General features: G+C 72.6%; 22 protein-coding genes and 2 pseudogenes. 10 read left to right on the top strand and 14 right to left on the bottom strand.

From position 1 onward, the window contains the following. Window positions 1-121 precede the first annotated feature (121 nt). From QWJ41_RS15740 to QWJ41_RS22395, 3 genes and pseudogenes are all read left to right on the top strand, one after another. Window positions 122-454, top strand: a pseudogene (locus QWJ41_RS15740) (transposase); the annotation flags it as partial. Between the two features lie 16 nt (window positions 455-470). Continuing rightward, window positions 471-1,514 (top strand): annotated as a pseudogene (locus QWJ41_RS15735) (ISL3 family transposase); the annotation flags it as partial. Window positions 1,515-1,632: 118 nt separating this feature from the next. Further along, window positions 1,633-1,707 (top strand): 50S ribosomal protein bL37, encoded by a 75-nt coding sequence (locus QWJ41_RS22395; RefSeq protein WP_369797015.1) that lies wholly within the window; start codon window positions 1,633-1,635, stop codon window positions 1,705-1,707. Window positions 1,708-1,801: 94 nt separating this feature from the next. On the opposite strand, the gene QWJ41_RS15730 is transcribed toward QWJ41_RS22395, so the two are convergent. The 14 genes from QWJ41_RS15730 to QWJ41_RS15665 all read right to left on the bottom strand — a co-directional run bounded on the left by QWJ41_RS15730 (window position 1,802) and on the right by QWJ41_RS15665 (window position 15,554). Beyond that, window positions 1,802-1,993, bottom strand: a complete 192-nt coding sequence (locus QWJ41_RS15730) for a Flp family type IVb pilin (RefSeq protein ID WP_302709346.1) — start codon at window positions 1,991-1,993, stop codon at window positions 1,802-1,804. Window positions 1,994-2,246: 253 nt separating this feature from the next. After that, on the bottom strand, window positions 2,247-2,885 hold the full coding sequence (locus tag QWJ41_RS15725; RefSeq protein WP_302709345.1) for a response regulator transcription factor: 639 nt from the start codon (window positions 2,883-2,885) through the stop codon (window positions 2,247-2,249). Beyond that, window positions 2,863-4,461 carry a sensor histidine kinase gene (locus QWJ41_RS15720; RefSeq protein ID WP_302709344.1) on the bottom strand — a complete coding sequence of 533 codons (1,599 nt, stop codon included), beginning with the start codon at window positions 4,459-4,461 and terminating at the stop codon, window positions 2,863-2,865. The genes QWJ41_RS15725 and QWJ41_RS15720 overlap by 23 nt, the downstream gene beginning before the upstream one ends. Beyond that, window positions 4,458-5,381, bottom strand: a complete 924-nt coding sequence (locus tag QWJ41_RS15715) for a type II secretion system F family protein (RefSeq protein WP_302709343.1) — start codon at window positions 5,379-5,381, stop codon at window positions 4,458-4,460. The genes QWJ41_RS15720 and QWJ41_RS15715 overlap by 4 nt, the downstream gene beginning before the upstream one ends. A 10-nt stretch (window positions 5,382-5,391) precedes the next feature. Further along, window positions 5,392-7,278 (bottom strand): type II secretion system F family protein, encoded by a 1,887-nt coding sequence (locus QWJ41_RS15710; protein WP_302709342.1) that lies wholly within the window; start codon window positions 7,276-7,278, stop codon window positions 5,392-5,394. Continuing rightward, window positions 7,278-8,678 carry a TadA family conjugal transfer-associated ATPase gene (locus QWJ41_RS15705; protein WP_302709341.1) on the bottom strand — a complete coding sequence of 467 codons (1,401 nt, stop codon included), beginning with the start codon at window positions 8,676-8,678 and terminating at the stop codon, window positions 7,278-7,280. Before QWJ41_RS15705 ends, QWJ41_RS15710 begins: the two co-directional genes overlap by 1 nt. 1 nt (window position 8,679) lies before the next feature. Then, on the bottom strand, window positions 8,680-9,876 hold the full coding sequence (locus QWJ41_RS15700) for a CpaE/TadZ family protein (protein WP_302709340.1): 1,197 nt from the start codon (window positions 9,874-9,876) through the stop codon (window positions 8,680-8,682). Beyond that, window positions 9,873-10,652: a Flp pilus assembly protein CpaB gene (cpaB, locus tag QWJ41_RS15695; protein ID WP_302709339.1), complete on the bottom strand. Its 780-nt coding sequence runs from the start codon at window positions 10,650-10,652 to the stop codon at window positions 9,873-9,875. Before cpaB ends, QWJ41_RS15700 begins: the two co-directional genes overlap by 4 nt. Before the next feature lie 52 nt (window positions 10,653-10,704). Continuing rightward, window positions 10,705-12,345 carry a TadE/TadG family type IV pilus assembly protein gene (locus QWJ41_RS15690; protein ID WP_302709338.1) on the bottom strand — a complete coding sequence of 547 codons (1,641 nt, stop codon included), beginning with the start codon at window positions 12,343-12,345 and terminating at the stop codon, window positions 10,705-10,707. Beyond that, window positions 12,342-12,761 (bottom strand): TadE family protein, encoded by a 420-nt coding sequence (locus QWJ41_RS15685; protein ID WP_302709337.1) that lies wholly within the window; start codon window positions 12,759-12,761, stop codon window positions 12,342-12,344. Before QWJ41_RS15685 ends, QWJ41_RS15690 begins: the two co-directional genes overlap by 4 nt. Window positions 12,762-12,922: 161 nt before the next feature. After that, on the bottom strand, window positions 12,923-13,237 hold the full coding sequence (gene rsrA, locus QWJ41_RS15680; RefSeq protein WP_302709336.1) for a mycothiol system anti-sigma-R factor: 315 nt from the start codon (window positions 13,235-13,237) through the stop codon (window positions 12,923-12,925). After that, window positions 13,234-13,917 (bottom strand): sigma-70 family RNA polymerase sigma factor, encoded by a 684-nt coding sequence (locus QWJ41_RS15675; RefSeq protein ID WP_302709335.1) that lies wholly within the window; start codon window positions 13,915-13,917, stop codon window positions 13,234-13,236. Before QWJ41_RS15675 ends, rsrA begins: the two co-directional genes overlap by 4 nt. Before the next feature lie 99 nt (window positions 13,918-14,016). Beyond that, the gene (locus tag QWJ41_RS15670; protein WP_302709334.1) at window positions 14,017-14,727 is read right to left on the bottom strand and encodes an alpha/beta hydrolase family protein; all 711 of its coding nucleotides are present in this window, start codon (window positions 14,725-14,727) and stop codon (window positions 14,017-14,019) included. Beyond that, window positions 14,724-15,554, bottom strand: coding sequence for an SOS response-associated peptidase (locus tag QWJ41_RS15665; protein ID WP_302709333.1), 831 nt, complete (start codon window positions 15,552-15,554; stop codon window positions 14,724-14,726). The genes QWJ41_RS15670 and QWJ41_RS15665 overlap by 4 nt, the downstream gene beginning before the upstream one ends. Window positions 15,555-15,627: 73 nt before the next feature. Here QWJ41_RS15665 and QWJ41_RS15660 point away from each other — a divergent pair, with 73 nt between their 5' ends. From QWJ41_RS15660 to arsB, 7 genes are all read left to right on the top strand, one after another. Next, entirely contained in the window at window positions 15,628-16,167 is a 540-nt protein-coding gene (locus QWJ41_RS15660; RefSeq protein ID WP_302709332.1) for a DoxX family protein, read from the top strand. Between the two features lie 37 nt (window positions 16,168-16,204). Beyond that, complete coding sequence (gene aroA / locus QWJ41_RS15655) at window positions 16,205-17,545, top strand: 3-phosphoshikimate 1-carboxyvinyltransferase (protein ID WP_302709331.1); 1,341 nt, start codon at window positions 16,205-16,207, stop codon at window positions 17,543-17,545. A 7-nt stretch (window positions 17,546-17,552) separates the two neighbouring features. Further along, complete coding sequence (gene rsgA, locus QWJ41_RS15650) at window positions 17,553-18,572, top strand: ribosome small subunit-dependent GTPase A (RefSeq protein WP_302709330.1); 1,020 nt, start codon at window positions 17,553-17,555, stop codon at window positions 18,570-18,572. Window positions 18,573-18,581: 9 nt separating this feature from the next. After that, window positions 18,582-19,484: an inositol monophosphatase family protein gene (locus QWJ41_RS15645; RefSeq protein WP_302709329.1), complete on the top strand. Its 903-nt coding sequence runs from the start codon at window positions 18,582-18,584 to the stop codon at window positions 19,482-19,484. 126 nt (window positions 19,485-19,610) lie between these two features. Then, window positions 19,611-20,045: a CBS domain-containing protein gene (locus tag QWJ41_RS15640; RefSeq protein WP_302709328.1), complete on the top strand. Its 435-nt coding sequence runs from the start codon at window positions 19,611-19,613 to the stop codon at window positions 20,043-20,045. A 47-nt stretch (window positions 20,046-20,092) separates the two neighbouring features. Then, window positions 20,093-20,506 carry an ArsR/SmtB family transcription factor gene (locus tag QWJ41_RS15635; RefSeq protein ID WP_302709327.1) on the top strand — a complete coding sequence of 138 codons (414 nt, stop codon included), beginning with the start codon at window positions 20,093-20,095 and terminating at the stop codon, window positions 20,504-20,506. Then, window positions 20,503-21,585, top strand: coding sequence for an ACR3 family arsenite efflux transporter (arsB, locus tag QWJ41_RS15630; RefSeq protein WP_302709326.1), 1,083 nt, complete (start codon window positions 20,503-20,505; stop codon window positions 21,583-21,585). The genes QWJ41_RS15635 and arsB overlap by 4 nt, the downstream gene beginning before the upstream one ends. Window positions 21,586-21,596: the final 11 nt, after the last annotated feature.

Genomic DNA, 21,596 nt, shown 5'->3' with positions numbered 1-21,596 from the left:
ATCTCTCGTGACTCGCCTTGGCAGACGGGCACGAAAGTACGGGGACAAGTAGGTCGAGGGTGGGGCCACTTCAAGCCAGCACTACGGCTCCAAGTGGGGCCACTTCAGACTGGCACACTCAGAGCGGTTCACCCCGTTCCTGGCGTTCCCACCCGAGCTGCGCCGCGTCATCTACACCACCAACTCCATCGAGTCGCTGAACTACCAGCTCAGGAAGGTCACCAAGAACCGCGGTCACTTCCCCAGCGACGACGCCGCGGTCAAGCTGCTGTGGCTGGCGATCTGCACCATCGAGGACAAACGAGCCCGCGACAGAGACCGGGACCGCGGCAAGAAGGGCAAGGAGCGCAAGGCCCAAGGCCGCCTCGTCGAAGGACAGGTCGTCACGAACTGGAAGCAGGCCCTCGCCCAACTCGCGATCGCCTACCCCGACCGCATCAACCCCCACCTGTAAGCCCAACTCAAAGTAAAGAGATCGGCCGCCTTACACAGAAAAGTTGACACGCTCACGCCACGACGCCGGGCACACCCGCAACTTCGACGACACCGTGGCGTGGCTGGCCACCCAGACCTCCAAGACCGCAGCCACGGCGCTGATGCGCATCGCCTGGCGCACCGTCGGGTCGATCATCGCCCGGGTCTGGGCCGATACCGGCGGCACGGTCGACCAGCTCGCCGGGCTCTCACGCATCGGGATCGATGAGGTCTCCTACCGGCGCGGACACCTGTACTTGATGGTCGTGGTCGACCACGACACCGGCCGGCTGGTGTGGGCCGGCAAGGGCCAGACCAAGGCCACCCTGCAGTCCTTCTTCACCGCCCTGGGACCGCAGCGGTGCGCCCAGATCACCCACGTCTCGGCCGATTCAGCCAAGTACATCGCCGACGTGGTGGCCCTGAACTGTCCGGCCGCGGTCCAGGTCGCCGACCCCTTCCACGTAGTGAAGTGGGCCAACGACGCCCTCGGTGAGCTGCGCCTGCAGGCATGGCGTGAGGCCAAGACCGCACTGCGGGCCAACCCACGCCGACGCGGGCGCCCCGCCGCCAGCGACCCGCCCCACCTGGGAGCCGAACGGGTCCAGGCGCTGACCCGGGTGCGGTACTCGCTGTGGAAGAACCCCGAGAACCTCACCGAGCGCCAACAAGCCAAGCTCGAGTGGCTCGCGGTCAACGACACCCGCCTCTACCGCGCCTACCTCCTCAAAGAAGGCCTCCGGCTGGTCTTCAAGCTCCCCGCCCACGAGGCCCCCGATGCACTCGACGCCTGGTGCCGCTCAGCCGCAGCCTCCCGGATCCCGCACATGGTCGACCTGCAGCGCACCGTGCGCCGTCAACGCGAACCAATCATCGCCGCGATCACCCACGGGCTCTCGAACGGACGAACCGAGTCGGTCAACACCAAGATCCGCCTGCGCACCCGCATGGCCTTCGGCTTCAAAGACCCCGACGCCCTCATCGCCCTGCTCATGCTCACCCTCGGCGGACACCGACCAACCCTCCCCGGCCGAACATGACCCACACATCAGTCACAAGAGCCCGGCTCGGCGGGGGTCAATTCGTGCCCGGGACCGTCATTTGAGAGACTGACCCTTGGCCCAGCCACGGGTCGACCGCGATTCGGAGGAGAACACCATGGGCAAGACCGGCCGCAAGCGCCGCGCTCGTCGCAAGAAGGGCGCGAACCACGGGAAGCGCCCCAACGCCTGACAGCGCGCCAGCAACACGCATGACAGAGCCCCCGGACCCTGTGTCCGGGGGCTCTGTCATGACGCGACCGGTGCGGTCGCCTTGATCAGTGACGTCAGAGAGCGTCCACGACCGTCTGGAACTCGCCCGCGAGAGTGGTTCCGAGGATGGTGACGACCCCGATGATCGCCAGCGCGATCAGGCTGACCATCAGGCCGTACTCGACCGCGGTGGCGCCGCGCTCGGAGCGCTTCTCCTTGAGGTCGCCGATGAACACGAGGGTCATGAGCTGCAGCTTCTCGATCATGGGGTTCTCCTGAGGTGATGGGGCTCCGGAGGGTCCGGTGCCGGGTGCTGGTCCCCCGTCCGGGGTTCCTTTGGTGCTTCCAGACTCCCGCGGTCCGGGGGCCCGGTAGTCCAACTCCGGTACCCGGCGACGTAGTCATTTCGGGCCATGTCCGCGACCCTGCCCCGGTCCTTGTCCCAGCCCCTGCCCCGGACGCACTCGAGCCGCGCCCCGGGAGAGGTGGGCGCGGCTCGGGCGGGTCGGGTGGGAAGTGTCAGCCGGGGCTCGGGGCGTGGTCCAGGAGCAGCCCCAGGCGGTGGGCGGCGGCCAGCGCCTGGGTGCGGTTCGAGACGCCCAGCTTGCGGAAGATCCGGTTGAGGTGGGTCTTCACGGTGGACTCCCCCATGTAGAGCCGTCGCGCGATGCCGGCCGTGCCCTCGGCCTCGGCGACGAGCTGCAGCACCTGCTGCTCGCGCCGGGTGAGCCGGGCACCGGCCCCCGCAGCACCACGAGCGACCGCTCCCGCGAGGCTGGGCGCCACGAAGGCGCGCGGCGAGCGCGCCGCGCGGTGTGCGGCAGCGACCACGTCGGTCCCGCGCGTCTCCTTCGTCAGGAACGCCGAGGCCCCGGCCTCCAACGCGGCCAGCACCGCCTCGTCGCCGCGGTGCATCGTGAGCACCACCAGCCCGATCGTGTCGCTGGCGGCCCGCAGCCGACGGACGACGTCGAAGCCGCTGCCGTCGGGCAGCTCGAGGTCGGTGACCACGACGTCGGGCGTGAGCACCGCCGCCATGGCCAGGCCCTCGGCCACCGAGCCGGCCTGACCCACGACCTCGTCGTCGCCGGAGCGTTCGAAGACCCGCGAGAGGCCTTGCCTGATCAGCTCGTGGTCATCGATCAGCAGCACACGCACGGTCGTCTCCTCTGGTGATGGTCTCGCGGTGGTCGCCCGGCGTGACCAGCACGACGCACGTGCCGCCCCCGGGTCGTTCGCCGACGGTGAGGTCGCCGCCCAGCTGCCGGGCCCGCTGGCGCATCGACTCGAGGCCCAGGTGTCCCGGGCGGGGAGCAGCGCCACCGACGCCGTCGTCCTCGACCTCGAGGCGCAGCGTGCAGCCGTGCCGGCGCAGCGTCAGCCACAGGGTGCTCGCCCGCGCGTGCCGGTCGACGTTGGCGACGGCCTCCTGCGCGATCCGCAGCACCTGCAGCTCCAGCTCGGGCGCCAGGCGCGGTCCGGTCTCCTCGAGGAGCACGTGCACCCGCAGGCCTCGGCGCGCGGCGATGCGGCGCACGCAGCCACCGATGGCGTCGGCCACGCCTGCGTCACCCACGAGGTCGTGGTGCAGGTCGAGGACGGAGGAACGCATCTCGCGGGTCAGGTTGGCGACCTCGTCGCGCAGCTCGTCGGCGGTGCGAGCCAGCTCGGCCGAGTCGGCGAGGTCCACCAGCTCCTCGGCGAGGTAGCCGATAGCCACAGTCCGCTGCGCCAGCCCGTCGTGCAGCTCGCGTGCCAGGCGTTGCCGCTCGTCGTGGGTGGCACCGCTGCGGATGGAGCCAGCCAGCAGCGCGGTGTCGAGGCGCAGGGCGAGCGGGCCGACGCGCTCCTGGACCAGGTCGGCGTCCACCGGGACGGAGGGCTCGAGGTCGGACAGCACGAGCGCACCGAAGACGAGCTCACCGGCGCTCAGCGGTAGCGAGACCTGGCTGTCGACCGACCGGGGGCGGGCGGAACCGACCGTCAGCCGGGCCTGCGCCTCGTCGCGCTCACCGACGTGGCCGCAGGAGGACAGCAGCCGGGGCGTGCCCTGCTCGTCCAGGACCCAGAGCGAGGACCGGTCCGCTCCGACGAGGTCGCAGGCCGTGACCTGCAGCTCGCGGGCCAGGACGTCCACGTCGACGTCGAGGCCGCGCTCGTGCACGAGACCGTGAAGCTGCTGGACGAGCTGGTGGGCCGCGGCGTGCGGCGCACGGGAGTCGAGCACGGCGCGCCGCGACCGGGTACGGGTCGCGGCGACCAGGCCGGCGCCCAGGCCCATCACGGTCCACAGGACCAGGGCCGCGGGCTCACCGGGCACGACCTCCTCGGTCGGGGCCGCGAGGTAGGTCGCTCCTCCGGCGGTCATGGCGCCGGCCCAGGTGAGGACCGCGGCGAGGTAGCCACGGCGCAGCCCGGCCAGCACCACCGGGACCCCCAGGACCACGAGCAGCGGCTCGGCGCCGTGCCCGACGAGGAGGACCACGCCCGCGGTGACGGCTCCTTCGACGGGGCCGTACCAGGTGCTCCCCAGGGCGCGAGGCGCCCGGTCGAGGACGCTGACGGTGATGGCGAGGGCGACCAGCGTGACCACGGCGTCGAGCGAGGACAGCAGCACCCGCTCGGCGAGCAGCTGCCCGACGAGGAGCGCCAGGGCACAGACCCGCACCAGGACGCCCAGCCGCCAGGCCTCGGTCTCGGGAGCCGTTCCGTGCCCGACTCGCCCCCCACTCATGCGAACACCTTCGCGATGCTCATCCCGGCCGGGCCGAGCACCACGATGAAGAGGCAGGGCAGGATGAAGAGCACCAGCGGCACCGTGATCCGCACCGGCACCTTCATCGCCTTCTCCTCCGCCCGCTGGCGGCGCTTCACACGCATCTCGCGGCTCTGGATCCTCAGCACCTTGCCGACGGGGACACCGAGCTGATCGGCCTGGACCATGGCCAGGCAGAAGGAGCGCAGGTCGGCCAGCGTCGTCCGCTCGGCCATCGCCCGCATCGCCTCGGTGCGACCGACGCCGAGCTGCATCTCCTGGATCAGCCGGTGCAGCTCCTGCGACAGCGGGCCGGTGGTCTGCTGGGCCACCCGGTGCACGGCCGCGTCGAAACCGAGGCCCGCCTCGACCGAGATGGTGAGCAGGTCCATCGAGTCGGGGAGCTCGCGCTGCATCAGCGACTCCCGCTTCTGCCCCGCGTTGTAGAGGAGGATGTTGGGCAGCACGTAGCCGCAGGCGCCGCCGGCCGCCACGATTGCCAGGACCGAGAGCGGCGACCGGCCGCTGGACAGGCCCCAGGCCAGTGCCAGGACGCCGAGCAGCCCGGCTCCCAGCACCTTGGTGCCGATGACCCGCGAGACGTCCCACCCCGTCGGGTTGCCGGCCACGTCGAGCCGCCGTTGCAGCCGCTCGGCCGTGCCGGCGCGCACGACCTTGCGGCCGAGGCCGACGAGCCGGTCGCCCAGCGGCGCCAGCACCCGCTCGTTGAAGGGACGCTGCACCTCCGACCGCAGCGCGTCAGGGGCCGCGTCGAGCGCGTGCACGAGCGCCACGGAGCGACCCACCGCGGCGCGCTCGACGCTGAGGGCGCCGACGACGGACAGCGCCAGGGTGCCGGCCACCACGAGCATCAGGGCACCACCGAGAAGGAGCAGCATCGGGGACATCTCAGACCTCCACCTTGACCATGCGGGACATCGTGAACGAGCCGAGGGCCAGCAGCATGCCGGCGGTGGCCAGCAGCACCAGACCGACCCCGGTCGTGTACAGCGGGCGGACGAACTCGCCGCGCGTGAAGAACAGGAACAGGAACATCGCCACCGGCAGGCACCCGAGGATCCAGGCGGAGAGCCGTCCCTCGGCAGACAGGGTCCGCACCTGGCGGCGCAGGAACTCGCGCTCGCGCAGGGTCTCGGAGACGGTGGTCAGGAGCTCGGCCAGGTTGCCGCCGACCTCGCGCTGGATCCGGATGGCCATCACCACCCAGGCGAAGTCGTCGCTGCCCATCCGCTCGGCCACCGAGTCGAGGGCCTCCTCGATGCCCACGCCCAGGCGGTGCTCCGAGAGTGCCCGGCGCAGCTCGCCGGCCATCGGCTCCTGGCCCTCCCGGACCACGGTGTCGATCGCCTGGGCGACCGAGAGGCCGGCAGAGAGACCGCCCGCCATCAGCGACAGGGTCTCGGCGAGCTGGGCGCCGAACGCCGCCAGCCGCTTGCTGTGCTTGCGACGCAGCCACAGCTCGGGCAACACACCACCGGAGGCGAGGCCGAGGACCATCAGGACCGGCCCGCCCAGCGCCAGGCCGAGGGCGGCGGGGGCCAGGACCAGCCCGGCCCGCAGCAGCAACCACTCGGCCACCGTGACCTCGAGGCCGGCGCCGGCGAGCCGGCGGGCGACGCGCTGCTCCAGGTCGGGGCGCACCAACCGGTCGGTGAGGCCGACGGCCGAGGCCTTCAGCCCCGAGCCGGCGGACTCGGAGGGTGCGGTGCCGAGGTACGCCGCGAGCTGGGACTGCGCCCGGGTCGGCCCGCGTGCGGCCCCCAGGGCGACGGCGGTGACCACGAGCAGCCCCAGGCCGAGGCCACCGAGGCCGACGAGGAACGCGGTTCGGCTCACCGTCGTGGAGGTCTCGGACACGGAGGCCGGGGGGACCGCGACGCTGCCGAGGGACACCAGCGCCGAGTCCAGAGGAGCACCGGGAGAGGCGGGGTCGAGCACGGCGAGGGTGACCTCGCCGGCGACGCCGGCCGGACGGGTGAAGGAGAGCAGCACCTGGCGCTCGAGAGCGTCGGCCTCGGCCGCGAACAGGCCGGACAACGCGCTCTCGTCGGTGGCGTCGACCACCGTGCCCCCCGCCTCGCGCACGAGCTCGCCCAGGAGCCGACGGTCGCGCGGACGCTGCTCCAGGGCCACCGCGTCGATGCCCGCCCCGGTGCCGGCGACGACGGTGGCCGCCCGTCCCACGTCGAGCCTGCTCCCTCGGTCGCGTCCGTCGGAGAGCAGCAGCACCGAGCGGGCGCCCTCCGACCCGGTGGCGCGGGCTGCCCGCGCGACCCCGTCGTGGAGCCGGGTGCCCGCCCCGAGGACGATGGCCCCCACGGCCTCGGCGACGGCGTCGCGGTCGGTCGTCGGGGCGACCGGCTGCCGCACCGAGCCGGCGAAGGTCACCAGGCCCACACGGACGTCGTCGGGCACGGTCTCGAGGAATCGCAGCGCCGCGTCGCGCGCTGCTGCGAGCGGGGCGCCGCGCATGCTCTTGCTGACGTCGAGGGCCAGCACGGTGGTGCGCTCCACGGTGCCCGCGACCACGGGCTCGACCACCACCTCCACGGCCCGGCCATCGACCTGCAGCGCCAGCTGCTCGACCGACTCAGGTGCCGCATCGGGCCCGACCCCCAGGAGCACCGACACCGTCCCGTCGTCGTCGGTCTCCACGAGCTCGATCTCGATCCCCTCGAAGGGCTCCTGCGCCTCGGCGGGGGCGGGCGGGGCGACGGCCCACACCAGCACGCCGGCGAGCCCCACGAGCACCGGCCGCAGGTCCAGGATGCCCATCACTGCACCGCCCCGGTGAAGAGCATCGGGTCGACGTGCACGTTCCGCTCGGCGAGCCGCTCCAGGAACCGCGGACGCAGCCCGGTCGACCGCAGCCGGCCGAGCGCCCGACCGTCGACGTCCCAGCCCGCGGAGTAGTCGAAGCGGAAGACCTCCTGCAGAGTGATCACGTCGCCCTCCATGCCCGCGACCTCGGTGACCGAGGTCAGCCGGCGGGAGCCGTCCTTGAGGCGCGACTGCTGGATGACGATGTCGACGGCGCTGGCGACCTGCTCGCGGATGGCGCGGACCGGCAGCTCCAGCCCGGCCATCATCACCATCGTCTCGACGCGGGACAGCGCGTCTCGCGGTCCGTTGGCGTGCACGGTCGACAGCGACCCGTCGTGGCCGGTGTTCATCGCCTGCAGCATGTCGAGGGCGGCCGCGTCGCGGATCTCGCCGACGACGATGCGGTCGGGGCGCATGCGTAGCGAGTTGCGCACCAGGTCGCGGATCGTCACCGCCCCCCTGCCCTCGATGTTGGCGGGGCGGGACTCGAGGCGCACCACGTGGTCCTGGTGCAGCCGCAGCTCGGCCGCGTCCTCGATGGTCACGATCCGCTCGTCGTGCGGGATGAAGGACGACAGCACGTTGAGCGTCGTCGTCTTGCCGGCGCCGGTGCCGCCCGAGACGAGCACGTTGAGCCGCCCACGCACGCAGGCCTCGAGCAGGATCGCGGACTCGGCGGAGAGCGTGCCGAAGGCGACCAGGTCGTCGACCGTGTAGGGGTCGGGGGCGAACTTGCGGATGGTGATCTTGGAGCCGTCGAGCGCCAGTGGCGGGATGACGGCGTTGACGCGGCTGCCGTCGGGCAGCCGGGCGTCGACCATCGGGCTGGCCTCGTCGACGCGGCGACCGACCTTGCCGACGATCTTGTCGATGGTGCGACGCAGGTGCGCCTCGTCGGCGAAGGCCGCGTCGACCGGCGTCAGGTGCCCGTCGCGCTCGACCCAGATGTCCTCCGGGCCGTTGACCATCACCTCGGTCAGCGCCGGGTCGCTCAGGAACGGCTCGAGCGGACCGTAGCCGAGGATGTCGTCGGCGATCTCCTGGGTCAGACGGGTGCGGTCGGTGCCCGACATCGGCCGCTCGGTGGCGGCCACCGCCACCTGCAGGGCCGCCCGCACCTGCTGCTCGAGCTCGCTCTGCGTGGTGTCGGCGTCGTACAGCTTCGGGCCCAAGCTGCGCACCAGCTCGGCGTGCACGATCCGCTTGAGGTCGGCGAAGGGATCGCGGCCCACCCGCGGTCGCGGGGCGGCGGCCCGCGGTGCCGGCTGGTCGCCGGCCCGCTCGACCGGGGCGCCGCGCGGCGGGGACGTGTCCCGGTCGCGGACGAGCTGGAGACGATCTGCGAGAGACATGTCAGCCCACCTTCTTCGTACGGCGCAGCCGGCGCGGAGCGACGCGGTGCGAGGCGGTCGGTGCGACGGAGCCACGGCGCGCATCGGCCTCGGCGCCCGTCGCGGCGGCCAGGGAGCGCAGCGCCTTGGCGACCGCGTGGCCGGGGTGCGAGCGCACGATGGTCTCGGAGCGGTTGACGCAGGAGAGCACGGCCCGGTGGGCCGGCACGTCGACCAGCACCGGCAGGCCCAGCGTGGACTCGAACTCCGAGGCCGCCAGCCCGGCCCTGGAGTCGGTGCGGTTCAGCACCAGCCGCCAGCGGTCCCGGGGCAGGTCGAGCAGGTCGAGGGTCCCGGTGGCCAGCTTGAGGCTCTTGAGGGAGGGGATGTCGGGCGTGCCGACGAGCAGCAGCAGGTCACAGTGGTCGAGCGCCTGCAGCGCGGCGTCGTCGAACGTGCCGCCGGTGTCGACCACGACGACGTCGAACATCCCGGCCAGGGTGCGCAGCACGTCGCCGATCGGATCCACCGGCACCCGTTCGCCGAGGTGGATCGGCGCGGCCAGCACCGACAGCCGCTCCGAGTGCCTCGTCAGCAGCGAGCGGACCCCGCTGGGGTCGATCTCGCCGTCGAGGCGGGCCAGGTCGGCCAGGGTGTGCGCCGGGGTGAGACCCAGCAGGATGGCGACGTCGCCGCAGGTGACGTCGAGGTCGACCAGGCACACGGTGCGGCCCTCGTCGGCCAGCGCAGCGGCCAGGTTGGTGGCCACCAGGCTCTTGCCGACCCCGCCCTTGACGGAGAAGAGGGTGACGACCAGCCCCGCCTCGGCCGGACCGGGTGCGACCGGCGCCGGCGCGACGCCGGCGGAGCGCTGGGCCAGGTCCCTGGCCCGTGCCACGGCGCCGACCAGCCCGTCGACGTCGGAGACGTCGACCACGGCGCGGACGCCGGCGCCGAGGGCCTCGGTCAGCACCGCGGTGTCGATGTCGCCCCGGACCAGCACCACGGCCAGCCACGGCCGCAGCAGCCGCTGCTGCTCGGCGAAGCGGGTCGCATCGGCCAGGGCCACCGAGGTCCCGAGGACCACGACCTGCTCGTGCGGGTGTGCGGCGAGGTGCCGGTCGAGCTCCTCGAGCGTGCCGAGTGCGGTGGCGGCGACACCGAGCGCCTCGTGCCACAGGTCCACCAGGGCGGTGTCCTGCTCGACCACGGCGGTCACGACGCGCTCCCGGCGAAGATCTCCGGCATGATGTCGCGGGCCGTGACGCCCCGGTTGCTCTTCACCTTGGACTCCTGGGTGCGCAGCGCGAAGGCCAGGTCGCCGTTGCGGGAGGCGTAGATGACCCGCTCGGCCTGCTCCTGGTCGACCGCGACCGTGAGGATGGTCCGGGGGATCTGCTCGGTGGTCTGCTCGCCCTCCTCCGTCGTGGTGGTCCGCGCCGCCATCGAGGTGGCGCCGACACCGATCACCTCCACGTCCGGGAGCAGCAGCCGGGTGTAGGGCGCCAGCTTCTGCGTGGTGCCGTCGGGCTTGTAGACCTCCGGGTCGCCCGAGGCGAAGATGGCCACCCGCGAGCCGGGGGCCACGAAGCCCGCGACCCTCGCCGGGTCGGTCAGCTCGACGCTGATCGCCAGCCGGTCCTCGGGGATCGTCAGGGTCTCGCCCGACCCGGGAGCCCCGAACTGCTGGCCGATGATCTGCTGGCCCGGGTAGATGGCCGCCAGGGCCACCTCGTCGTCGATGGAGGCGGAGGAGGCCAGGGCGCCGTCGACCAGGTCGTCGCGCAGCACCTCGTCCTTCGCGAGCTTGCCAGCCGCCTGTGCGTCGGCCACGGACTCGCCCGCCTCGATGGTCTCCGTGGCGACGAGGACCTCGACCCGGTCCTGGCCAGCCGTCGCCCGGGTCTCGATGCCCTGGACGTAGAGGAGGACCATCGTGGCGCCGAGCGCGGCGATCAGGAAGGCGGTCCCGAAGAGGATGCTTCGTCGTGCCATGAGAGTGTCCTTCGATCGTGGTGCGGGATGGGTGGGGTGGCTGGCCGCGTCGTCAGGCGACGAGGACCAGGACCTTGGTGCCCGAGCCGGTGTAGGCGACCTCGTCGCCGACCGCCGGTGCGGTGGGCGGCAGCGCGTCCTGGCTGAACAGCACGACGCGCACCTCCCGGATGCCGGACGGCTCGGTGACGAGGCCGTTGAGTGCGCCGATGGAGCCTGGTGCCGCCCGCGTGGCGGACAGGGCCTGGTCGGTGATGAAGCCGGGACGGAAGGAGACGATCGGCCAGGACTTCTTGCCGGTGGCCGGGTCGGTGTCGACGATGGGGATCCAGAAGAAGCGCGGCGAGGCGAAGATGTCGGCCGAGAGCGCGGCGGTGCCCACCGCGTTGCCGGCGACGAGGTCGCTGAGGTGCGCGCCGTTCACGATGTAGCAGCTCAGGAGGTCGTCGTTGATGTGCTTGCCGAGCACCTCGGCCGCGGTACGGCTGTCGTCTCCGCCGCGACTGCAGCCGCTGGTCGAGGCGGCGTCGAGGCGACCGGGCAGGCCGCCCTTGCCCGTGACCAGGCCGGCGTTCGTCGCCGAGATCTTCAGTCCGGGCTCGCTGGCCAGGCAGTTGGTGCCGTCGACGGGCGCGCTCTTGGACTCCACGCTGCCGGGCTTGCCACTGCACTCGCCAGACGGGCTCGGGTGGAGCGCCAGGGCCGGCTCGACGCCGAGGATGATGTTGCGCTCGAGCGTGAAGCTGTTGGAGTCCGAGCGCGGCACGTCGATGGTGCCGAAGTTCCCCTCCAGGGAGGTGTCGCAGTAGAGCTTGTCCTCCCCGACCGTGAACCGCTGGGCCCCACCCAGCTCCGACCACTTGCCATCCTCCAGCACCCGGACGTACCAGACATCGGGCACGTCGAGCACCGCCGACGGCACCTGCACGGTGATGGTGTCCTTGCTCGTCGTCGACGGAGCGACCACGTGGTGGTACGGCGGGCCGCCGGCACCGGTGAACCCGACGCCGTCGACCTTGCCGAGGGACTTCCCGGACAGCGTCAGCGTCATCGACGACGTGCCCTCGGGCGTCGAGGTCGGGCTGAGGGTGAAGGTCGCCTTGTTGTGATCACTGGAGTCGGGGTCCAGGGCCGGGACGGGCGCCGAGGTGGTGGTGGGGCCGCTGTCGTCGCGGATCGTCTGCGCGCCGTAGTCGCAGCCCTGCACCCCGAAGAACGGCAGGACGCCACCGGCTCCGGGCGAGCGCACCTGGGCCGCGGCCCGCGCCGCGACGTCGAAGCTGTCGTCGTCGGACAGGACGCGGCCCAGGCCGAGCGGCACCTCCGAGCGGGGCGCCCACAGCTCGACCTTCCAGTCACCGGGGCAGCGGATGAAGCCGTCCTGGTCGCCGGGGGCACCGCCGAGGTCGATCGGGTACTGGCCGGGCACGGCGTTGCCGGCCCGCGTCAGGTAGTCCTCGGCGGCGCTGACGACCTCGCTGTTGCAGCCGACCTCCTGGTCGAGCTCGGCGACGGCGGCCATCACGGCGATGTCGACGTCGGTCTGGAGCAGCGACTTCTTGGCGTAGGCCTGGCCGAGGTCGACCGCGAAGGCCCCGACCCCCAGCAGCACCACGGCGAGCACGGCGAAGAGGATCGCGACGGCGCCGCGGTCGTCGCGCGTGCCCTGGCGCAGGGCCCGGCGGGTGCTCATGACCCGCACCCGCCGGCCGGCACGTTCTCGATGCGCGAGGTCGCCGACTTGTCGATGAACGGGTCGAAGAAGGGGAAGAACCCCATGTCGATGCTGTCGAAGGTGACGGTGACCGTGATCTCGTCACCGACGCCCGCGCCAGCGGCCTTGGTCGCGGTCACCGTGGCACCGGTGCCGGTCGGGACGCCTTCCAGGGCCTTGGCCCCGGCAGCCTGGACCGCCGCCGAGTCGCACGGGTCGACGGCGCCGACCCGGGCGGCCTCGCGGGCCGCGTGACCGGCCGCCTGCCAGGACCAGAACCAGAAGCTGAACTGGAGGATCCCGAAGACCAGGGTGAACAGGACGAGCGCGACCAGTCCGAACTCGACTGCCGCCGCTCCCCTGTCCGAGGCACGTGCTGCACGACGTGACGCCATCAGATCCCCCCTTGCACCGATGTACAGGTGCGTGACGCTAGGGGGGCGAGCAGAGAGCTAAAGTAAAGTCAAGGTGGTTGTGCCCCATTTTGGCGATGCCAAAGTAAAGGGCGTCTAGCCCATTTGGGGCACGTTCGTCAGCGGAGCCGCCCGTCGATGGCTCAGCGCTCGGTGATCTCCACCTGCACCTGGCGCACGCGCATCATCACGCGCTCGCGCAGCTCGGCAGGCGCGGCCTCCGAGCAGGAGCGGGCGACGATCTGCTTGACGGTGCGCTGCAGGTCGTACTTCGCCAGGCACGGGTTGCACGAGTCGAGGTGCAGGCGCACGGCGTCGCAGTCGGAGGCGTCGAGCTCGTTGTCGAGGAAGTAGACGATCCGCTCGAGGAAGTCGACGCACTCCTCGGCCGACACCTCGTCGTGGTGGTGCTCGTCGTGGGGCCGGTCCTCCTGGGACGGGGTCTCGTTGCTGGTCATGACACCTCCCCCGGCACCGTCGAGGCGGGCAGCAGGTCGTTGCGGCGTACGTGGTCGGACAGCATGTCGCGCAGCTGACGGCGGCCGCGGTGCAACCGCGACATCACCGTGCCGATGGGGGTGTCCATGATCTCGGCGATCTCCTTGTAGGCGAAGCCCTCCACGTCGGCGAGGTAGACCGCGAGGCGGAACTCCTCGGGCAGGCGCTGGAGGGCGTCCTTGACCTGCGAGTCGGGCAGGTGCTCGAGCGCCTCGGTCTCGGCGGACTTCAGCCCCGAGGAGGTGTGCGACTCGGCACGGTGCAGCTGCCAGTCCTCCACGTCCTCACCCATCGACTGCTGCGGCTGGCGCTGCTTCTTGCGATAGGTGTTGATGAAGGTGTTGGTCAGGATCCGGTACAGCCAGGCCTTGAGGTTGGTGCCGGGCTTGAACTGGTGGAAGGACGAGTAGGCCTTCGCGAAGGTCTCCTGCACCAGGTCCTCGGCGTCGGCGGGGTTGCGGGTCATCCGCATCGCCGCCGAGTAGAGCTGGTCAAGGAAGGGCAGCGCGTCGCGCTCGAAGCGCGCGGACCGCTCGGTGTCGGTCTCGGTGTCGCGGTCGACGACCTCGGGGGTCGGCGAGGCGTCGTCAGGGGGCAGGTCCGCGGGCACGGGGGCCGGGGACTCGGTGGTGTCGCTCATCGAGTCCCAGCCTAGCCGCGGTGCGGTCGGTTCGAGCAGGGCCATCACGCAGGGGGAACCAGCGAGGACGACCGGATGTTCCCGGCGCCGGGAGACCCCTCAGCCGCGGCCGTCGGCGCTGCTGCCCACCACGTCGCGCACCAGCCACTCCAAGGTGGTCTCGACGAGCACCGCGAGCGCCTCCTCCTGCGTCAGCTCGCTGCGCTTGAGCACCGCGAACCCGTGGTCGGCGCCGGGCACCACCGAGAGCACCACGTCGGCGGGCAGCTCGTCGGGGAACTCCTCGGGCCGTCCCATCGTGTCTCGCTCCCCCTGCACCACCAGCGTGGGTACGCCGCAGCCGGTGAGCTCGTCGAGCCGCGAGCGCTCGGGCCTGCCGGGCGGGTGCAGCGGGAAGGCCAGCGCCAGGCAGCCGGCCGCGCCGAGGTCGCGGGCGCACCGGGCCGCCGAGCGGGCCCCGGCGGAGCGCCCGCCGACCACGAGCGGCGTACCCGTGGGCCGCGACGACTCGAGGGCCGCGGCCGCCGCGCGCAGGCCGTCGTCGAGCGTGGGCGGCGGGGAGGCGACCTTGCGCCCGGCCAGGCGCCACGGCTGCTCGAACCTGGCCACGGTGATGCCGTTGGCGGGCAGCGCCGCGGTCAGGGCCTCGAGGTCGCGGGTGTCGATGCCGACCCCGGCGCCGTGGCTCAGGAGCAGCCGGCACCCCTCGTCGGTGGCGGGGGTGACGACCAGCCGGCCCGGCCCGTGCGGGGTCTCGACGGTGCTGACCTCGGTGCTGGTCTCGTTGCTGGTCTCGTCGTGGCTGCTCATGACGCTCCCTCGGGCCGGGCGCCGACCAGGTCGCCAGCGAGCTCCTCGGCGACCCCGTCGGGCAGGTCGTCGAGCGGCAGCGGCGTGACCAGCTCGGGACCGTTGTTGCGCACGTTGCTGACCAGCGGTGCGACCGGGTAGGCCTCGAGCCGACCGGGGGCGGCGGGGCTGAGCAGCGCCTCGAGGTCGGCGGGCCGGGGCGTGGTCGTCGGGTCGAGCCACTGGGCCCAGCGCTCGCGCTCGACCATCATCGGCATCCGGTCGTGGATGCGACCCAGGGAGTCCTCGGCCTCGGTCGTCAGCACCGTGCAGGTCCAGCGGAACCGGTCGGGGTCGTCGTCGTCGCGGGTCGGGTCGCGCCAGATCTCGTAGAGCCCGGCCATGGCCAGCACCCCGCCGTCGGTGGGGCGGATGAAGAAGGGCTGCTTGCGCGGCCGCCCGGCCGCGGTGGTCTGCGAGGTCGGGTACCACTCGTAGTACCCGTCGGCCGGCAGCAGGCAGCGCCGCCGGGCGAAGGCCCGCTTGAAGGCCGGCTTCTCGGCCACGGTCTCGCTGCGCGCGTTGATCATCCGGTTGCCGATCGAGGGGTCCTTGGCCCAGGAGGGCACCAGTCCCCAGCGCAGCACGCGCAGCTGGCGCTCCGGCTCGGGGTCGGCACCGCCGGTCTCGTCGGCAGCGCGAGGCGGCCGCTGCACCACCGCGTAGACCTCCTTGGTGGGCGCGACGTTGTAGTCGGGCTCCAGCGGGGCCGCGATGCGCGGCTGGTCGATCTCGAACTCCTCGATGAGGTCCTCGGGCCGACGGCTCGAGGCGTACCTGCCGCACATGGCCTCCACCCTAGTCGCGCCCTCACCCCGGGAGGCGACCTCAGCGCCGGTCGGTTCGTGTAGACAGGGGCGCATGTCCCTGAGCCGCATGTTCGCCCGTCCCCTGATCGCCGCCGGCATCCTGTACGGCGCCCAGAACGCCCTGCGCCACACCGACGACCTGGCCCCCAAGGCCGCGACGGTGACCGACAAGGTGGTGCCAGCCGCGAAGAAGGCCGTGCCGCAGGCCCGCGTCATCCCCGACGACCCGGCCACGCTGGTGCGCATCAACGCCGGCGTGCAGATCGCCGCGAGCCTGGCGCTGGCGACCGGGCGCGCCCCCCGCCTCTCGGCCGGCGTGCTCACCGCCTCGCTGGTGCCCAGCACCGTCGCCGCGCACGCCTTCTGGAGCGAGAGCGACCCCGAGGCCAAGCGCACCCAGCAGATGGCGTTCTTCAAGAACCTCTCCATCATCGGCGGCCTGCTCGTCGCCAGCGGCGACACCGACGGCCGGCCCGGCATGGCCTGGCGCGCCCGGCACGCCGGCAAGGACGCGCGCCGCGAGGCCCACCACCTGGCCAGCGCCGCCAAGCAGGAGGCCCGCCTCGCGCGCGCCAAGTCCCCGGTCGGCTGAGGGTCCGGGCCCGGCCCGGGGTCGGTAGTCTTCGCGGGTGCCCGACGCAGCCACCGACCCCCGGCCCGCCCCCTCCGAGCACTGGCCCGCGCCCCGGGCGCGCGGCCCCGTCTCGGCGACGCTCTCGCTGCCGGGCAGCAAGTCGCTGACCAACCGGGCGCTGGTGCTCGCCGCCATCGCCGACGGCCCGAGCGTCGTACGACGGGCGCTGCGCTCGCGCGACACGACGCTGATGGCGCGCTCGCTGAGCGCGATGGGTGCCCACGTCGACACCGACGGCGACGACTGGCAGGTGCGCCCCGGCGCGCTGAGCGGGCCCGCCGAGGTCGACTGCGGCCTGGCCGGCACCGTGATGCGCTTCGTGCCGCCGGTCGCCGCGCTCGCCGATGGTGAGGTCGCCTTCGACGGCGACCCGCACATGCGCAACCGCCCGGTCGGCGAGGTGCTCACCGCCCTGCGCGGCCTGGGCGTCGACGTCGACGACGCAGGTCGGGGCGCGCTGCCCTTCACCGTGCGCGGGCACGGGTCGGTGCGCGGCGGCACGGTCGTGCTCGACGCCTCGGCCTCCTCCCAGTTCGTCTCGGCGCTGCTGCTGGCCGGGGCGCGCTACGAGCACGGCGTCGACGTGCGCCACGACGGCAAGCCGGTGCCCTCGCAGCCCCACATCGACATGACCACCGCGATGCTGCGCACGCACGGCGTCGAGGTCGACGACTCCTCGCCGAACCGCTGGTCGGTGGCGCCCGGCCCGGTGCGCGCCGTCGACCACCTGATCGAGCCCGACCTCTCCAACGCCGCGCCGTTCCTGGCGCTGGCCGCGCTCAGCGGCGGCACCGTGACGGTGCGCGACTGGCCCACGAGCACCACGCAGGCCGGTGACGCGCTGCGCGAGATCCTGGCCCTGATGGGCTGCGAGGTCGCCATGGTCGAGGTGCCCGACGCCAGCTCGGGGCGCGGCCTCCGGGTCACCGGCCCCGACCGCCTCCAGGGGATCGACTACGACCTGCACGACGTGGGCGAGCTGGCGCCCGCGGTGACGGCGTTGTGCGCGCTGGCCGAGGGCCCCAGCCACCTGCGCGGCATCGCGCACATCCGCCACCACGAGACCGACCGCCTGGCCGCGCTGGCCGCCGAGCTCGGGGCGCTGGGCGCCGACGTCGTGGAGCACCCCGACGGGCTGAGCCTGCGCCCGGCGCCGCTGCACGGCGGGGTCTTCCACACCTACGCCGACCACCGGATGGCGCACGCCGCGGTGATCGTCGGCGCCGGCGTCGACGGCGTCCTGGTCGAGGACGTGGCCACCACCGGCAAGACCTTCCCCGACTTCGCCTCCTTCTGGTCCGGGCTCCTGGGCCCGACCGCGGACGAGCGGGGCTGAGGCGGCGGTGAGCCCGGTGCGCGGTCGCTACTCGACCCACGACCACGAGCACTACGAGCGCCCGCGCCGGCGCACCCGCCCCCGCACCAAGGAGCGCCCCACCTACGACGACGCCCTCGACGGGCTGGTCGTCACCGTCGACCGCGGCCGCTACACGCTGCTGGTCGAGGAGCGCACCGTCACCGCCATGAAGGCCCGGCCGCTGGGACGCAAGGCCGTCGTGGTCGGCGACCGGGTGCGCGTCGTGGGCGACACCACCGGCGACGACGGCTCCCTGGCGCGCATCGTCGAGGTGCACGAGCGCAGCACGGTGCTGCGCCGCACCGCCGACGACGACGACCCGGTCGAGCGGGTGATCGTCTCCAACGCCACCCAGCTGGTCGTGGTCACCGCGCTCGCCGACCCCGAGCCCCGCCCCCGGCTGCTCGACCGCGCCCTCGTGGCGGCGTACGACGCCCGGATGGCGCCGCTGCTGTGCATGACCAAGTCGGACCTCGCCGACCCCGAGGTGCTGCTGTCCACCTACCGCTCCCTGGGCGTGCCTTGGGTGGTGACCCAGCGCGGCGGCGACCTCGACGAGCTGCGTGAGCGGCTGGCCGGGCAGGTCAGCGTGATGGTCGGGCACAGCGGCGTGGGCAAGTCGACGCTGGTCAACGCCCTCGTGCCCGACGCGCACCGCGAGGTCGGCCACGTCAACGCCGTCACCGGCCGCGGCCGGCACACCTCCACGTCGGCGTACATGCTGCGGCTGCCGCCGCTGCCGGGCCGCTCCGAGGCGGAGGCGGGCTGGATCGTCGACACGCCGGGCATCCGCTCCTTCGGCCTGGCCCACGTCGAGCCCGAGCACCTCATCGAGGCCTTCCCCGACCTCGACGAGATGACCGAGGGCTGCCCCCGCGGCTGCACCCACGGCGAGGACGAGCCCGAGTGCGGGCTCGACGAGGCGGTCGAGGCCGGCACGGCCGACCCCGACCGGGTGACGTCCTTCCGGCGGCTGCTGGCCGCCCGCTCGGCCTCCGACCACTAGCCTGTGCCCGTGCCCTCCGACGCGACCCCTGCGCACGACTACACCGACGACCTGCGCCTGGCCCACCTGCTGGCTGACGACGCCGACTCGCTGAGCACCGCGCGCTTCAAGGCGCTCGACCTGCACGTGATGAGCAAGCCCGACCTCACGCCGGTCACCGACGCCGACCAGGCGGTCGAGGAGGCGATCCGGCGCACCCTGTCGCGGGTGCGCTCGCGCGACGCGGTGACCGGGGAGGAGCAGGGCACCACCGGCAACAGCCAGCGCCGCTGGATCATCGACCCGATCGACGGCACCAAGAACTTCGTGCGCGGCGTCCCGGTGTGGGCGACCCTGATCTCGCTGGTCGTCGAGGACGAGGTGGTGCTCGGTGTCGTCTCCGCGCCCCAGCTGCAGCGGCGCTGGTGGGCGTCGTCCGGCAACGGCGCGTGGACCGGCCGCTCGCTGCTCAAGGCCACCCGCATGCAGGTCTCCGACGTACGCCGCCTCGAGGACGCCTCGCTGTCCTACTCCTCGCTCTCGGGCTGGGACGAGCGCGGGCGCCTCGACGACATGGTCGGGCTGATGCGCCGCTGCTGGCGCACCCGCGCCTACGGCGACTTCTGGTCCTACATGCTGGTGGCCGAGGGGGCGGTCGACATCGCCGCCGAGCCCGAGCTGGAGGTCTACGACATGGCCGCCCTCGACGTGATCGTGCGCGAGGCGGGCGGCCGCTTCACCAGCCTCGACGGCAACGACGGACCGTTCGGCGGCAACGCGCTGGCCACCAACTCCCACCTGCACGAGGCGGCACTGACCTTCCTCGGCTCGCTGCCCGACGACCACGACGGCGGCGAGGACCCCGACTGGCCGCGCAGCGGACCGGGCTCGGTCTCGCCGCTGCGCGGGCGCCGGGGCAACGACCAGTCCTGACCAGGAGTTTTTGCCGAACGCACGTCCACGACCTGGGCAGGTCTCGTGCGTGAGGCCGCTCACACTTGTACGGTCGAGACAGCGGGTGTCGACGCCGACGCCCCACGGTCACGGAGGTGCAGGCAGATGAAGATCGCGGACCTGTTGAGCGACAAGCACGGCGTCGAGGGCGTCGTGACCATCTCCCCCGAGGCGGGCGTGCGCGAGCTCGTGGCGCTGCTGGCCGAGCACAACATCGGCGCGGTCGTGGTCAGCAGCGACGGCAGCGCGATCGAGGGCATCGTCAGCGAGCGCGACGTCGTGCGCCGCCTGGCCCAGGACGGCACGGTCGTCAACAACACCGTCGGCGCGATCATGACGCCGGTGGTCGAGTGCGCCGAGCCCGACACCGACCTCGACACGGTGATGCAGCTGATGACGCAGCGCCGCATCCGCCACGTGCCGGTGCGCCAGGCCGGTGCCCTGGTGGGCATCATCAGCATCGGCGACGTGGTCAAGCACAAGATCGACCAGCTCACCTTCGAGCGCGACCAGCTCGACCACTACCTTCACCAGGCCTGACCCGCCCCGTTCACCCGCAAGACATCGACGCATGTCACTATTCATGCATGTCGATGTCCGGATGCGCCCCTGACGACCCCCTGGCCGGCTGCACCCCGCTGGCCCGCGAGCCGCTGAGCGCCGAGCAGGCCGCCGCGATCGCCCCGATGCTCAAGGCCGTCGCCGACCCGGTGCGGCTGCGCCTGCTCTCGCTGGTGCTCTCGCACCAGGACGGCGAGGCGTGCGTGTGCGACCTGCAGCCGGCCTTCGACCTCTCCCAGCCCACCATCAGCCACCACCTCAAGGTGCTGCACGACGCCGGCCTGCTGCACCGCGAGAAGCGGGGCGTGTGGGTCTACTACCGGGTGCGGCCCGAGGCGATGCAGGCGTTCCTGACGCTCTTCGCCGCCGTCCCCGACCCGCTCGTCGACCCGACGGGCGTCGCAACCCCCGCCACCACCACCGCAGGAGCACCGGCATGAGCACCACCCAGCAGCAGGCCCCCGACGACGCGGTCGTGGCCCGGCTCTCGACCCTCGACAGGTTCCTGCCGGTGTGGATCCTGGTGGCGATGGCCGCCGGACTGCTGCTGGGCCGCAGCGTCTCGGGCCTCGACGACGCCCTGGCCCGGGTCGAGGTGGCCTCGGTCTCGCTGCCGATCGCGATCGGCCTGCTGGTGATGATGTACCCGGTGCTGGCCAAGGTCCGCTACGACGAGCTGGGCCACGTCACCGCCGACCGGCGGCTGCTGGTGGCCTCGATCGTGCTCAACTGGCTCGTCGGGCCGGCGCTGATGTTCGCGCTGGCCTGGCTGATGCTGCCCGACCTGCCGGAGTACCGCACCGGCCTGATCATCGTCGGCCTGGCGCGCTGCATCGCGATGGTGCTGATCTGGAACGACCTGGCCTGCGGCGACCGCGAGGCCGCCGCGATCCTGGTGGCCATCAACTCGGTCTTCCAGATCGTCGCCTTCGCCGGCCTGGGCTGGTTCTACCTCGACGTGCTGCCCGGCTGGCTGGGTCTCGGCGACGACGGCGCCGGTGGCGGCCTCGACGTCTCGGTCTGGTCGATCGCGGTCTCGGTGCTGATCTTCCTCGGCATCCCACTGCTGGCCGGGTTCCTGACCCGCACGCTCGGCGAGCGGGCGAAGGGCCGGGAGTGGTACGAGGCCCGGCTGCTGCCCGCCATCGGTCCGTGGGCGCTCTACGGCCTGCTCTTCACGATCGTGGTGCTCTTCGCGCTGCAGGGCGACACGATCACCAGCCAGCCGCTCGACGTCGCCCGCATCGCCCTGCCGCTGCTGGCCTACTTCGCCCTGATGTGGGCGGGCTCCTTCCTCTTCGCGATGGCGCTGGGGATGACCTACGAGCGCACCACCACCCTCGCCTTCACCGCGGCCGGCAACAACTTCGAGCTGGCGATCGCGGTGGCGATCGGGGTCTTCGGCGTCACGTCGGGCCAGGCCCTGGCCGGCGTCGTGGGGCCGCTGATCGAGGTGCCGGTGCTGGTGGCGCTGGTCTACGTCTCGCTGTGGGCGAGGAAGAAGTTCTTCCCGCGCTGATCTCCACAGTT

Source organism: Nocardioides cremeus (assembly GCF_030518195.1).
GTDB lineage: Bacteria > Actinomycetota > Actinomycetes > Propionibacteriales > Nocardioidaceae > Nocardioides > Nocardioides cremeus.
Note: the sequence above shows the minus strand (reverse complement) of the source record. Positions and strands in the feature narration are given on the sequence as shown.